This window comes from Lutibacter sp. (genome assembly GCF_046055765.1).
In the GTDB taxonomy this organism is placed as follows: domain Bacteria; phylum Bacteroidota; class Bacteroidia; order Flavobacteriales; family Flavobacteriaceae; genus Lutibacter.
The window spans coordinates 47,910-62,739 of sequence record NZ_JASFZF010000105.1; the positions used below are offsets into that span (position 1 = coordinate 47,910).

Below are 14,830 nucleotides of genomic sequence, written 5' to 3' on the forward strand. Positions count from 1 at the left end.
TTTTTAAAACGTAACGAACATCTTTTTTGTTGAATCTCTTTCAACTAATTCAGTTCTTATAATTTCAGTTTTAATATCTTCAAAATTAATATTTCCTTCAATTTTATCTATCAATCTATTAGCAGCAACTTCACCTGTAGTATGTGCAAAACGATTTACACTTGTTAACGGAGGTGTACTATATCTTGATAAAATCCCATTTGTAAATCCAATTATTGCAATTTTTTCAGGAATTTTAATATTTCTTTTATTTAATACTTGAGTTGCTATTGCTCCAGAAATTTCATCAATTGTAAAAATACCATCAACTTTATGAGTGTCTAACATTTCGTTAATGCGTTTTTTTAACCCTTTTTCATTTTTTTGCCTAATTATAATATTTTCATTAGGTATTACACCATATTTTGTGAGTGCTTTTAAATATCCTTTTACTCTAAATTTATTTATTTTTAAACCTTCTGAAGTAGTTATTATAGCTATGTTTTTACATTCAGAACGCATTAAAAAACGAGTTGCTTTATAAGCACTTTTTATATTGTCGGTAACAACTTTATCGCAATTTATATTTTTATGTACCCTATCGTAAAGCACTAAGGGTGTTCCTTCGTCTAAAATATCATGAAAGTGATCAAAATTTTTGTTTTTTAGGGTTTCTTTTGAGAGGCAAGCAATAAACCCATCAATGGTTCCATTAGATAGCATTTGAATAGTATCTACTTCTTTTTTATAAGATTCATTTGTGATACAAGTAATAATATTGTAGCCTCTTTCTGTAGTTACTTTTTCTATACCACGTAATACTCTTGCAAAATAATAATTAAGAATATTAGGTATAATTATACCAATAGTTTTGGTCTTTTTGTTTTGTAAACTTAAGGCTAATGTGTTTGGTTTGTATTTATGTAGTTTAGCATAATCTTGAATCTTTTTTTTCGTTTCATTACTAATTTCATAGCTGTCATTTAAAGCTTTTGAAACTGTTGAAATAGAAACAGATAATGCTTTAGCAATTTGCTTAATTGTTATTCTTTTATTCATTTTTAGGTTGAATAGTTAATTTTGTTGAAACACGTATAATTTCTTTTTTATTTAATTTCATTTTTCTAAACTCACCATTATTAAACATCTCGGCTTGATCTTTATAGTGTTTACTAAATGGGTTTCCAGATTCACCTGTTGGTAAAATACTAATACTATTTTCAACATCAGAAAAATCAATGACTCTTCTAGTTGAAGGTCCGGCATTTACTTTGTATAATCCAGTATTATTATAATCATAACCTCTATTATTAATGACTTCTCTTGCTCCATTTATTGGAAATGGCCCAACATTAAAATAGGTTCTTAAGGAAGGAATACTACCTAATGGATGAGGATGCTCTAAGGTTTGAACTTTACCCCATTTCCAAGTAATCATATCATTTCCAAGTTGATTTTCTAATGACGCTACGGTTTCAATTAAAGATGCAGATAATATATCTTTTTTACGTTCTATTTTATCTGATGTATTTACATTATCCCACCAAATTGAAGTATCTTTTTTAATTTGATTAGCAATTGCTCTTTTTGATAAATGTGTACTTAAAAATTGCGTAAATAATTTTTCACCCAATTCATCTTTAAAAGTGTTTTTTAAATAAGTGTAAACCAATTTATTGTAAATAGTTGGTGCAACAGCATCTTTAGTATTTGATCCATCCCAAAGTTGGAGTATTTCAATTGCTTTTTGCTCCTTTTTATTGAAGGAGTTAAAGTTTATACTTGAAGTAAATTCTTTTATAATGCTTGGAGAAACAGCAGAGGTTACATCGGTAATCATTTTAGCTACAGATTCTTTATTCCAATTATTTTTAGGCTCTAATAGTTGGGTAATGCGTTTTGCTCTATCTTCTGATAAATAATAACCAGGATATAACATATTTGCAATAGTATCTGGTTGATTATTTGCTGAATACACATAATTCCAAGAAGGGTTTTCGGCCATGGGATTTTGACTGAAATTTAAATATTCAGTTGGGTCATCTTCACCAGAAGCACCGTCTAAAATAAATTTAGTGTTTACATGTGGTTTGTGCTTATATAATTTACCAGTTGCCCACCAAGCAATATTTCCTTTTGCATCTCCATACATTAAATTTAACCCTGGGGCGTAAATCATAGAAGCTCCTTTTTTAACATCACTCATTTCTTTTGCTCTTGAGATGGTGTAGAGTGCTTTTAACATTTTCCCTTCAAATTGTGTAAAAATCCATGACATAGCAATTGGCTCTGATTGTGAAATTGCATCAATTGCATCATTCATAATTGGCCCATGGCGTGTGCTTCTAACTTGAATGGTTACATTTTCAGCATTTTTTACTTTGATGGTTTTTGTTATTATCTTGTAATCTTCATAACCATTTGGTGTTTTATACTTGTTGGTATCTGTTGGATGATTTTCTTCTTTATAAAAGTCTATGTCATCGTTTTCAAACATTGTTAAACCATAGGCATAATTTCTATTGTGACCTAATAATGGAAATGGAACTCCAGCTAAATGATATCCGTATAATTCATAATTTGGTGTTGAAATATGTGCTTCATACCAAACTGCAGGTTGAGCAAAGCCAATATGAGGATCGTTTGCAAAAATAACATTTCCTGTGCTAGTTTTTTTTGGAGAAATAACCCAACTGTTACTTCCAATAAATGGAGGGATTGGGGAGTTGTTTAAAATTGTTTGAGCGCTAGAAACTAATTTTTTTAAACTTTTTACAGTAGGTCTTGCGTTTTTTATTAAAGTAGTTTTTGGGTTTATATCAATACCTAACTCTTTTAAATAATTATCATCAAGTTTTTCTTTAATTACACTTAAAAAAGGATCAGTTTTTTGTGCCATAGCAAAACTGAAAGACATATAACCCAAAATATTATAAATGTCGTTTAATTGGAAATGTTCTTTATCAGTACCGATAAGTGTAAATTCAATAGGAGTGGGACCGTTATCAATAAATTGATTTACACCATTTAAATAAGCAGTAGCTAATTTGTAAACTTCACTGTTTTTATCTAAGTTGTCAATTGATTTTTTTGATGCTTCTTCAATACCTAAACTCACAAAAAACTGATCATTCTTCAACATTTTTTCGCCAAAAATCTCAGATAATCTTCCTGGAGCTATTCTTCGCATTAACTCCATTTGCCAAAGCCGGTCTTGTGCATGAACATAACCTAAAGCAGTCATCGCATCTATTTCGCTTTCGGCATAAATATGTGGAATGCCATAATCATCAAAGTATACTGAAGTTTCTTTTGAAATTCCATTTAAAGAAATATTACCAGAATATGAAGGTTTTAAGTTGTTGTAGTATACAGTTCCGCCAATTAAAATTAGAACAAGAAGAACTAAAAGCAGGATTAAAATTTTTTTAAAAATACGCATTAAAATAGTGATTTTACTTAGTTACTTCAAAGATAGTATTTTATGTGGTATAACAAATAGTAATAAAAAGCATTATTTAAGATTTGAATCTTCTTTAATTTTTATGGATTTATTGTTATTTTTTTTAGAAGTGAAATATTAAAGATACCGTTCTTTAATTATTTTTAAGTGATGTAATTGATGCCCTGCAATTATAAAACCTAAAGCTCTAACACTCATTTTATTTCTATCTGCAGTTCCAAAATTAATAAGCATTTCATCTGAAAAACTTTTAAATAACGAAATACTAGTTTTTCTTAAATGGTTAAATTCTTCTAGAATATCCATTATATTTCTATCGTTTGCATTAGAATTATTTACATACCAATTTTCATCAAAACCTTGTATTTCTGTGGCATCATTTCTTGAAAAACGGAGAGCTCTATAGCTCAAAATCCTTTCTGTGTCAATCAAATGTTGTATCAGTTCTTTAATTGTCCATTTACCTTTTGCATAACGGTACATTAATTTTTCTTCTGGTAGATTTTTAATAGTTGTTGAAAATTCTTTGAAAGAAGTTTTTAAAACTTCGATTAACTCTGCATTTCCTACTTTTTCAATATAGAATTTAAAATATGGATTGTATTCGTTTTCATTTAATTGATTTATATTCATAGTTATGCTGAATTTCTACTTGCGTTTATATTTCCAAACAATGATCTTGTGACCATTTTTTCATATACTTTTAATAATTTTAGATTAGGATTTTCTTCTTTTTGTAATTCTTGAATTTTAAGCAAAGCAAACTGTTGTATTGTTAATAAAGGTAATACAATATCTTCACGAATGTTAATGGATGCTTTTCCTACTTTATTACTTTGCATTAACTCAGTATAATCTGAGAGTTTTAAAATTAAGCGTTTTGAAGTTTCATATTCTTGGTGAATAATTTTCCAAAACTCACCAAATTCTTCATCTTTAGCCATATATTCAGTTAATTTGAAAAACGATTTTGATAAGGCCATCATACTATTTCCTATTAAAGTTTTAAAGAAATCGTTGGTGTTATATAATTGTTTTATTTTTTCAAATTCATCGTTATCTTCATATTTTTTTAATGCAGTACCAACACCATAAAAACCAGGTACATTTTGTTTTAATTGGCTCCAAGAACCTACAAAAGGAATAGCACGTAAATCTGCAAAGATAAACCCTTTAGATTTTGAGCGTTTAGATGGGCGACTTCCAATATTTGTTTTCCCGTAATATTTTAACGTACTCATGTGCTCTAAATAAGGCATAAACTTTGGGTGATTTTTAAAATCGACGTAAGCTTTATAACTTGTATTTGCTAAATCATCCATTATTTTAGCGTCACTTTTAGTTATAATATTGTTGGTGTTGCTAAATAGTTCATTTGAAATACCAGCACTTAATAACTGTTCAATATTATATTGAGAAGAATCTAATGTTCCAAAATTTGAACTAATAGTTTGTCCTTGAACGGTTAATTGAATTTCTTCATCTTCAATAGTTGGCCCTTGTGATGCGTAAAACTGGTGCGTTTTACCTCCACCACGAGCTGGTGGACCACCACGACCATCAAAAAAGATAACTTTTATATTGTGTTTTCTTGAAATTTTTGTTAAATTTTCTTTAGCTCTAAAAATTGACCAATTTGCCATTAAATAACCACCATCTTTTGTTCCGTCAGAAAAACCAAGCATCACAGTTTGTTTGTTATTTCTACTTTTAAGGTGTTTACTATATGCTTTATTTGTGTATAATTTTTCCATAACACTTGCCGCATTGGTTAAATCATTAACCGTTTCAAAAAGTGGAATAATATCAGCAGTTATTTGATGCTTAAACCCGCATAAATTAAACATTGCAAAAGTTTCTAGTACGTTTACAGCTGTTTGGTTATTGCTAATAATATATCTGTTAGCGCCTTTTTCACCATTGTTTTGTTGGATGGTTTTTATGGCTTGTATGGAGCTTAAGGTTTTAGAAACTATTTCATTTTTGAAAATAGAAATATCTACCGTATCTTCTACTTCAGAAAGAATTTTTAGTTGTTCATTCTCAGAAAGTTCTAAATAATTTTTAGGAAATAATTGACTACCATTTTTTTGTAGTGTAGTTACAATTTCTGAAAAAACAGTATGGTGTACTCTGCTATCTTGTCTAATATCTAAGGTTGCAAAATGATAGCCAAATAGGTGTACTTTATTTATTAAATCGTTTATATCTTCAACATAAAGTGATTGATGTTTAGAAATAAGGATCTCTTTTATTTGTTGAAGTTTACTTTTAAATTCTTTAAGGGGGAGCATGGTTTTAAACGCTGTATTTACACTATTTTCAAATAGCATGTTTTCTAATTCAAAAACAATTTCTTCAACACCTTTAAAAGTTAAGCGCCTTTTTAATAAACGAATATCTTTATAATAACTTTTAAGTATAGTTTGTTTTAATCGTTTGGCAACATTTAAGGTTATTTCTGTTGTTACAAACGGATTCCCATCTCTATCGCCACCTGGCCAAAAGCCTAAATTTATAATATCATTATTGATTTGTTGACCATCGAAAATATTACTTTGTATGTAGTTGTAAACCTGTGAAATGGAATGATAAAATACGTTTTCTAAATACCATATTAAACGGACAGCCTCATCAAAAGGTGTTGGTTTTTCGTGTTTAAAAAACGGAGTTTTACCTAGTTGAGCTAAAAGCTGATTTATTAAAAGTAAGTCGTTATTTTGTATTGCTTCTGTTAAATCGGTAATAATTCCTAAAACAGCACCTGGATAAAATTGTGTAGGATGAGCGGTTAACACCACACGAACTTTAAAATTTTCTAGATGCTTTTTTAAGGCTTCTTTTTTATTTTCAATAATTGCAGTTTCTTTACTATTTCGTAAAGTACCAACACCATCCATATTATTTACAATTGGAAAAGCTGCATCTTCAATAGCGTCAAATAAAACTACTTGACGTTCTATATATTGAATAAATTGAAATAGTAAATTTATTTTTTCTTTTTCCGAAGGATTTTCTTGATAGGTTTTAAAGAAATTTTCAACTATTTCTGTAGGGTTAAGTTTGTTTGAAAATCCGTTTTTACAAACCTCATGAAATAGGGGTAATAATACACCAGTTTTACCAATAGTATCAAACGGAAGTGTCATAAAAATACTATTGTAAATTTGGTATTTGGCTAATACATTTTCATTAAACCTAGTTTGTTTTGGTTGTTTGTGCATATTTTAAAATTAAAAAAAGAAAATTACAAAAGGTTTATTTAAATAGTGTTATTACAAAGCTAAATTAACGAAATCGTTTTTTGAAAAGAATAAAAATGCCTAGTTACGTCTTATTTTAAGAATTTTAGATGAATATTTTGAAACTTTAAATCGATCGTCTAATCGTTTTCCTATTACCCAAACAATATCATTTTTTGAACATAAGAGCCATGTGTTTTCTTTTTCTGAAAGCGACATTTTTTCATCTTTAAAAAACTTACTTATTTTCTTTTTTCCTTGTAAACCAATTGGATAAAAGTAATCACCTTTTTGCCATTTTCTAATGGTTAAAGGAAATGTAATTTTATCATAATCAATAGAAATAGCGCTATTATCATCAAAAATTAATTCGTTAAACACTTTATTTTGATGATTTTTAGCATCAAAAGGAATATCAATTTTTTCAAATTTTAATTTTATTGGATGTTTAATTTTAGTTGTATTTTCTTTGATTTCAAATACTTCTGATTCTTCTATATTTGATAGATTGGTTAAAATTAAAGTATCTCTATTTTTAAGTAACCTGTGTGTTTTACTAAGTACAAATTTACCACTTTGTGCATCTAGCAAATTACAAACATCATTCCACTCGGAAAACCCATATTCATTTAAAAATTGGTATAAATATACTTTAGGATTGTTTAATTTTTTTAATGCTAAAATATCAAAGTACACTTCATTTCCTTTAATTGTACTTACTTTTTGTAGCATGTTTTCAACGCTGTCTTTTACAATTTGCTGACTTCCTTTTAAATTATCAATGGTGTTTTGAAATGAATCTAATAAGTTTGGATTCAATTCTTTAAGAACTGGAACAATTTTGTGTCTAATTTTATTACGAACATATTTTATAGAAGAATTACTTTGGTCTTCACGCCATTGTAATTTGTTTTTTGTAGCATAAATTAAAATATCATTTCTATCAAAAGGAAGCATTGGTCGCACAATTGTTTCATTAACTTCAGGAATTCCAGTTAAACCATCTAAGCCAGTTCCACGAGTTAAATTAATAATAAATGTTTCAATAACATCATCTTTTTGATGCGCTGTAATAATATAATCTATATTATTTTCTAAACGAATTTTATCAAACCAATTGTAGCGTAAATCACGCGCTGCCATTTGGGTTGAAATTCCATTTTCAGTAGCGTATTTTTTGGTTTCAAATTGAATGGTAAATGTTGGTACTTGTAGTTTCTCCCCTAATTCTTTTACAAAAATTTCGTCTTTATTACTTTCTTTACCTCTTAATGAAAAATTACAATGAGCCAATGAAATAGTAAAGTTTAATTTATAAAATAAATGTGTTAAAACAATACTATCAATTCCTCCAGAAATTGCAATCAATAGTTTTTTACCGTTTAAAAACGATAAATTTTGATTGACATGTTTTTCTAATTTAGCTTTCATAAAAATTAAGGTAAATATACTTATTTAGTGTTTAATAATACGTGTTTCATTGCTTTTGCTTTTAACAAGCATTCTTCATACTCTTTTTCTGGAATTGATTGCGCTGTAATTGCTCCACCAACCGAATAAGAAACATATTTTTTTGTAGCGTTGTATAAAATACTTCGTATAATTACGTTAAAATCAAAATTTCCATTTGGTGTAAAATAACCAACTGCACCAGAATATAAACCGCGTTTTGTTTCTTCTAATTTCTCCATAATTTTAAGTGCTGAAATTTTTGGAGCACCGGTCATACTTCCCATTGGAAACGTATTTTTTATAATATCAACGGGATGAATTTTTTCTAAAACTTTGCAAGAAACGGTTGAAATTAATTGGTGCACTTGTTCAAACGTATAGACTTTACATAGCTCATCAACTTTTACAGAACCTTTAATTGCAGATTTAGATAAATCGTTGCGAACCAAGTCTACAATCATAATATTCTCTGCACGTTCTTTTGGATTCTTTTCTAATTCTGAAATTAATTTTAAATCTTCTTCTTCAGTATCTGCTCTTTTTTCAGTTCCTTTTATGGGTTGTGATATAACTGTTTCACCATCTTTTTTTAAATACCGTTCAGGTGAAGCAGATAATAAAAATTTATCATCCAGCTTTAAAAATGTAGCAAAAGGTGGTTTTGAGATTTCGTTTAAATTTTGGTACACTTCGATTGGATTTATAGTGGAGTTTTTACTATAAAATTCTTGACAAAAGTTAGCTTCATAAATATCACCTCTGTGAATGTGATTGAGTACAGAATTCAATTTTTGATAATATTCATCTTTATGAATTCGAAGTTTTATTTTAATGTTATTGGTAGTTTTAGATGTTGATTTTTTAGCTGATTTTATATCGTTTAAATCAGTTTTAATTTCATTTTTAAAATTGTTTAAATACTTAATTTCAAGGGTGTTTTTTTTAAAAAAGAATAATTTTTTAGGTTGAAAAAAGAATAAATCAGGAAAAGATAATCTATCAAGATTAGAGGAAGTTAATTTCTCAACATCGTTTTTTAAATCGTAGCCTAAATATCCGAAAATGTAATCGTTTACGGTAGTTTGGTATTCTTTTAATTGCTGAAAAGCATTTGTGTAATTAGTTTCAATTTTCGAAATAGTATCAACGGCAAGTATGGCATCAAAACTAGAATGTTTTTGATGGTAGTTATTGCTATCTAACCAAACAGCAGTTTTAAACTGTTGTGCCCATTGTAAAAGTTGCGTTTTAAATTCAGAAATGTTGCCAATCTGAATTTTAATACTTGTTCGTTGCATTGTGACAAAAATAAAAAAGTCCCTTCAAATAAGAAAGGACTTTTTTATTTTATAATTTATGTCATCTTAAATTTATTTCAAGATCTTACTATTATTGGGTAGATGCTGAATATAGTTCAGCATGACGGGATTTGTTTTTAACTATGAATTGCTCTATCATTTACAGCCAAACAAGCTTCTTTAAAAGCTTCAGTAAATGTAGGATGTGCGTGAGATGAACGTGCAATATCTTCAGATGAAGCTCTAAATTCCATTGCAATAACAGCTTCAGCAATCATATCAGCAGCTCTAGCCCCAATCATATGAACGCCTAAAATTTCATCCGTTTTAGCATCGGCTAATACTTTTATTTGTCCATCTAAATCCATACTTGCTCTTGCTCTACCCAAAGCGCGCATTGCAAAAGTTCCAGATTTATAATTTACTCCAGCGTCTTTTAATTGTGCTTCGGTTTTACCAACAGTTGCAACTTCAGGCCACGTGTAAATTACACCAGGAATTAAATTGTAATTAATATGTGGTTTTTGACCAGCAATCAATTCGGCAACCATGGTTCCTTCTTCTTCAGCTTTGTGAGCTAACATTGCACCTTTAACAACATCGCCTATAGCATAAATATTTGATACATTGGTTTGCAGTTGTTCGTTGGTTTCAATTTGACCACGTTTAGTAACTTTAATACCAACAGTTTCTAAACCTAATCCTTCAGTATAAGGTTTTCTTCCAACTGAAATTAATGTGTAATCTCCTTTAAACTCAACCAGATTTCCTTTTTTATCTTCAGCAGTGACAGTAACTTCTGTTCCATTATTTTTCACGGAAGTTACTTTATGGCTAGTATAAAACTTAATACCTTGCTTTTTTAATGTTTTTTGTAATTCTTTAGAAAGCATAGTATCCATTCCTGGAGTAATTGTTGGCATAAATTCAATTACTGAAACGTTAGCACCTAACCTTTTATAAACGGAGCCTAACTCTAACCCAATTACGCCACCGCCAATTACAATTAAATGTTTTGGAATTTCGGTTAAATTTAGTGCTTCAGTTGAGGTAATTACTCTTTTTTTATCTAAATCAATAAAAGGGAGTGTTGCTGGTTTTGAACCTGTAGCAATAATTGTTTTACGAGTTTCAATTTCTGAAGAAGTTCCATCAGCTTTTGTAATTGTAATATGAGTTGCATCCGTAAAACTTCCAACGCCTTCAAATAGCTCAATATTGTTTTTATCCATTAAATAATTAATACCGCCTGATGTTTGTGCCACCACTTCGTTTTTACGAGCAATCATTTGTTTAAAGTTCACTTCCAATCCGGTGATATCAATTCCGTGAGTAATAAAATGTTTAGAAGCATCATGATAATGATGAGATGAATCTAACAATGCTTTTGAAGGAATGCAACCTACGTTTAGGCAAGTTCCTCCAAGCGTATTGTATTTTTCAATAATTGCAGTTTTTAACCCCAATTGCGCACATCTAATGGCAGCAACATATCCTCCTGGTCCTGAGCCAATAATGGCTACATCGTACGTTTTCATATTAAAATTATAAAATTAAATCACAAAAATAGAATTTTTATTCAGCTCTAAGTAAAAGAATTACGTTTTATTTATAATCAATATAAATTAAAGCTTTGAGTATGAAATTTGAAAAGGAAATGAATTGAATGATAAAAATCATATAATTAGTTAATTTTATTTGTTTGAATATGTAATTTATGTATAAATCCTATCCATTTGTTAAATTTTTTTAAAAAAACTACTGGTTTTCAGTAGTTTAAGGAGTTCCTATAGTATATTTGTATACGAATAGAGAAAATGTTCCCCACATGACTCATTTATATATGACCCCACATTTACCAGTACCTATAGTATTGATAATTGATAACATTTAATAGCGTTGATTTCATTTGTTAATGAATTCAATGGCTAATTATAAATTAGACTAAATCATTATCTAAACTTTTAAGTTGGATTAAATTTAAAAAATTATGAAAAATATAGCTGTATTTACTTCAAATAAATATGTAATAATTGGTTTTTTTATATTGTTAGGTATAAGCCAAATATCCGCACAAAGTCTTAATGTTTATCAGCTTTTTGAAGAAGATTTTCAACAGAGTTCATCAAAAATAGCGACAAAGAGTTCTACATTTATCAAATCTAATGTAGATGTTAAACAAGGTTTTTTTACGTTAAAGAAAGGTTTAAAACCTACAATTTATGTTGACTATAATAAGGTTAAACAAGTTACAGGAGATGTTGCTCCATTAATTTTAAAATACGAAAATTCATATTCTTTAAATATTCTTAAAGAAAACAATACACTTATAAATAAAGTAGAGTTATTAACAATAAAACTTAAAAATCAAAACGAAATTAACAATCGCTTTGATTTTTCAAGTATTGAAGGATTTGACAATTTAAAATACATTTTTATACAATGTAATTTTGATTGTACTGCAAATGATATTAGTTCATTTATTTTAAATGTAGATCCCAAGGTTACTATTTTTTATATGGTAAGCAATCCATCATAAATTAGTTAAAGGTCATCAAAAAAATTTAAGACATGAAAAAAAATTACATTTCTACGTATATCAAAAACAACAACACATTTAAAAGCTTTTTAAGCTTATTGTTTATTGTTGGAATAAGTTTAAATAGCTTTAGTCAGGTAGTTAAGGATTTTAATCCAAGAAGTTCAAGTTTAACAACACCACCAAATCAAACACAATATACTGTAAAAGGTGATTTTGCAATGATTGGTAATACAAATTTAACACTTGTCAATTACAGTGATAATGGCACGAATGCAAATGATATGAAATATGTAGATATTGATGGTGATGATTCTACATGGAATTCATCTTCTTCTACATTAACTTTTTCTACAGAAAATGGAGCACTACCTGGATGTTCAAATATTATATATGCGGGCCTCTATTGGTCGGGTAGAGCAGGTACAACTAATATATTTGATGTAACAAAAGAATTTTTAACTGGAAATACAATTACTGAAGAGGTTACGGATTCTAATGTTGAAATTAAAGACAATAACTCCATTCCGAACACTAATTATAGTTTAGCTATTAGTAGGTCAGGAGATGAAGATAATAGAATTATAACTTATACTTTTGTGTCTTCTATTGCATCTGATGATAAGGTTGAATTTATTTATAGACATAATGATGGAGATCAAACTTTACATGTTTCCGTAAATGATGGGTCAGAAACAATTTTATTAGATGATACGGTTTCTGGTGATAATATTGGTAGTGATAATGCCTACTTAAATTCACCATATGTAATATTTTCGGATTCAAATTATACACTTGAAGTAACTAGGTTAAAAAGAAAGGGTGAAGATTCAAAAGACAAAGATGCAAAGGCTTATGTCAATATTACTTATTTTGAAACTGTACCAGAAACTACTTCAGTTACTAAAACTTTTGATAAAACAAAGTTATTACTTAAAGGGCCAAGTTCTAGTAATTATACTCCAATTACAGCTAATAGCATAAGTGGCTCATCTGAAATTAATTTTCCAGGTACCGATTATGGAAGAATGTATGCTGGGTATGCAGATATTACAGATTATGTGAAGCAAAACGGTATTGGAGAATATTTTGTTGCAGATATGGCATTAGTTGAAGGTGATGGTGGGGGAACTGGTTACTACGGTGGTTGGGGAATGGTTGTTGTTTATGAAAACTCAAAAATGGGTTGGAGAGATATCACAGTTTTTGATGGTTACGCTTATGTTTGTGGTAGCTGTACAGCTAATTATGAAATTCCAGTAAACGGTATAAACACAAAACAATTTGGAGATGTAAACTTTAAACTAGGAGTTATATCTGGTGAAGGAGATCGAGGAATTGAAGGAGATTATTTTCAAATTCAAAAACAAATAGATGGTAGTTATTTAACACTTGAAAATGCTACTGGTGATACAAATAACTTTTTTAGCTCATCAATTGAAACAGGTGGTAACTTTAGAAATCCAAACTTATTAAATAATACAGGGTTAGATATTAGAATGTTTAATATTGATAATCCAAACAATGAAATAATCACGAATAATCAAACTTCAACAAAGTTTAAGTATGGTACTACTCAGGATACATATATAATTTTCAATACTACTTTTTCTGTTGACGCGTATGTTCCTGAACCAGAAGGTATTATTAATGTAAGTGCAATAAATAATATTTCAAACCCAACAAACTTAACAGTTTTACCAGGAGGAGAAATAGAATATACGTTAGAATTAAAAAATATTGGTACTGAAGAAATTACAAATACTTTAATTTCAATACCAATACCATTCACATCAACATATATACCTTCAAGTATAATATATACAGAAAATGCACCATTAGTTTCCAATTCAGCTCCAGTATATGTTCCAGCTCCAGCAGGTGGAGCAACAGGATCTATTGTTTGGGATATTGGAACTTTACCAGTCCCTGCAAATGCAAATGATATTTTAGGTTCGCTTACTTTTAAATTACTAGCAACTACAGATTGTGCTTTATTGGTTAATTCAAGTTGTGGAACAATTATTCCATTAAACGGAATTATTAGTGGAGAAGGAGTTACTTCAGGAATTCAATTTGATGAAGCAATATTTCAAGGTTATGTAGTTGAAGGTGTTTGTGAAGGTGAAAAAATTCCAACACCGCTTATTGTGGTTATTGATTCTGAAGATTATGTAAATTTACATTGTGCGAGTTATACTCCAATAAGAGATTTTTATGTATGTAATAGTTCGGCAAGTTCTATACCTATTTCAAATGTTCAAGGTGAATTTCCTGTTGGAAGTCGTTTTTACAATGAATATCCAATAACAAATACTTCTATAGAATATACAGAATCAAATCCATTTCCATTTAGTAGTGGGACTTATTTTGCAATACCTCCAGGAGTAACTATTTGTTACTATGAGTTTACAATTAGTATTTTAGAAGAATCTATACCTCCAACAACTAATAATATTGAATATTGTCAAAATAGCGTATCTATTCCATTAATAGCTAATGGAGATAATTTATTATGGTATACAAATTCTATAGGGGGAATTGGAAATTCTACTGCTCCAACACCTAATACTTCAATAGTTGGAGAGACAACGTATTATGTTACGCAAACAAGTGAAAATAAGTGTGAAAGTGAAAGAGTTGCTTTAGTTGTATCAGTTGGTATTGCGCCATACGCAGGTACAAATGGAACTTTAACACTATGTGAAGGAACTATTCCAAATGAATCAGTTTTATACAACGCTTTAGGAGATGCACCAGATGCAGGAGGAAGTTGGACAAATGTAGGATTGGTTTATACTTATACAGTAGGCGCAACATTGCCATGTACAGATGCAGACACATCGATAGTAACAGT

At 29.1% G+C, this 14,830-nt stretch carries 9 protein-coding genes; 2 read left to right on the top strand and 7 right to left on the bottom strand.

Translation table 11 applies throughout. The features are described from left to right. Positions 1-3: 3 nt before the first annotated feature. The 7 genes from QM495_RS10260 to lpdA all read right to left on the bottom strand — a co-directional run bounded on the left by QM495_RS10260 (position 4) and on the right by lpdA (position 10,972). Positions 4-1,038, bottom strand: a complete 1,035-nt coding sequence (locus QM495_RS10260) for a LacI family DNA-binding transcriptional regulator (protein ID WP_408672015.1) — start codon at positions 1,036-1,038, stop codon at positions 4-6. Next, the gene (locus QM495_RS10265) at positions 1,031-3,421 is read right to left on the bottom strand and encodes a penicillin acylase family protein (RefSeq protein ID WP_408672016.1); all 2,391 of its coding nucleotides are present in this window, start codon (positions 3,419-3,421) and stop codon (positions 1,031-1,033) included. Before QM495_RS10265 ends, QM495_RS10260 begins: the two co-directional genes overlap by 8 nt. Before the next feature lie 138 nt (positions 3,422-3,559). Further along, positions 3,560-4,075 (bottom strand): DinB family protein, encoded by a 516-nt coding sequence (locus tag QM495_RS10270; RefSeq protein WP_408672017.1) that lies wholly within the window; start codon positions 4,073-4,075, stop codon positions 3,560-3,562. A gap of 2 nt (positions 4,076-4,077) precedes the next feature. Then, entirely contained in the window at positions 4,078-6,666 is a 2,589-nt protein-coding gene (locus QM495_RS10275) for a phosphoenolpyruvate carboxylase (RefSeq protein WP_408672018.1), read from the bottom strand. A gap of 99 nt (positions 6,667-6,765) precedes the next feature. Next, entirely contained in the window at positions 6,766-8,115 is a 1,350-nt protein-coding gene (tilS, locus tag QM495_RS10280; protein WP_408672019.1) for a tRNA lysidine(34) synthetase TilS, read from the bottom strand. Positions 8,116-8,135: 20 nt separating this feature from the next. Beyond that, on the bottom strand, positions 8,136-9,434 hold the full coding sequence (locus tag QM495_RS10285; protein ID WP_408672020.1) for an anthranilate synthase component I family protein: 1,299 nt from the start codon (positions 9,432-9,434) through the stop codon (positions 8,136-8,138). Positions 9,435-9,571: 137 nt separating this feature from the next. Continuing rightward, positions 9,572-10,972, bottom strand: coding sequence for a dihydrolipoyl dehydrogenase (gene lpdA / locus QM495_RS10290; protein ID WP_408672021.1), 1,401 nt, complete (start codon positions 10,970-10,972; stop codon positions 9,572-9,574). 452 nt (positions 10,973-11,424) lie between these two features. On the opposite strand from lpdA, the gene QM495_RS10295 reads away from it, so the two are divergent. Both QM495_RS10295 and QM495_RS10300 read left to right on the top strand, forming a co-directional pair. Next, positions 11,425-11,973 carry a hypothetical protein gene (locus QM495_RS10295; protein ID WP_408672022.1) on the top strand — a complete coding sequence of 183 codons (549 nt, stop codon included), beginning with the start codon at positions 11,425-11,427 and terminating at the stop codon, positions 11,971-11,973. Positions 11,974-12,005: 32 nt separating this feature from the next. Beyond that, on the top strand, positions 12,006-14,830 hold a 2,825-nt coding region (locus QM495_RS10300; protein ID WP_408672023.1), incomplete at its 3' end, for a hypothetical protein.

Bases quoted from the DNA above. Each gene is read 5' to 3' on its own strand.
- QM495_RS10260 (WP_408672015.1), bottom strand. From the start codon at position 1,038: ATGAATAAAAGAATAACAATTAAGCAAATTGCTAAAGCATTATCTGTT.
- QM495_RS10265 (WP_408672016.1), bottom strand. From the start codon at position 3,421: ATGCGTATTTTTAAAAAAATTTTAATCCTGCTTTTAGTTCTTCTTGTT.
- QM495_RS10270 (WP_408672017.1), bottom strand. From the start codon at position 4,075: ATGAATATAAATCAATTAAATGAAAACGAATACAATCCATATTTTAAA.
- QM495_RS10275 (WP_408672018.1), bottom strand. From the start codon at position 6,666: ATGCACAAACAACCAAAACAAACTAGGTTTAATGAAAATGTATTAGCC.
- tilS (WP_408672019.1), bottom strand. From the start codon at position 8,115: ATGAAAGCTAAATTAGAAAAACATGTCAATCAAAATTTATCGTTTTTA.
- QM495_RS10285 (WP_408672020.1), bottom strand. From the start codon at position 9,434: ATGCAACGAACAAGTATTAAAATTCAGATTGGCAACATTTCTGAATTT.
- lpdA (WP_408672021.1), bottom strand. From the start codon at position 10,972: ATGAAAACGTACGATGTAGCCATTATTGGCTCAGGACCAGGAGGATAT.
- QM495_RS10295 (WP_408672022.1), top strand. From the start codon at position 11,425: ATGAAAAATATAGCTGTATTTACTTCAAATAAATATGTAATAATTGGT.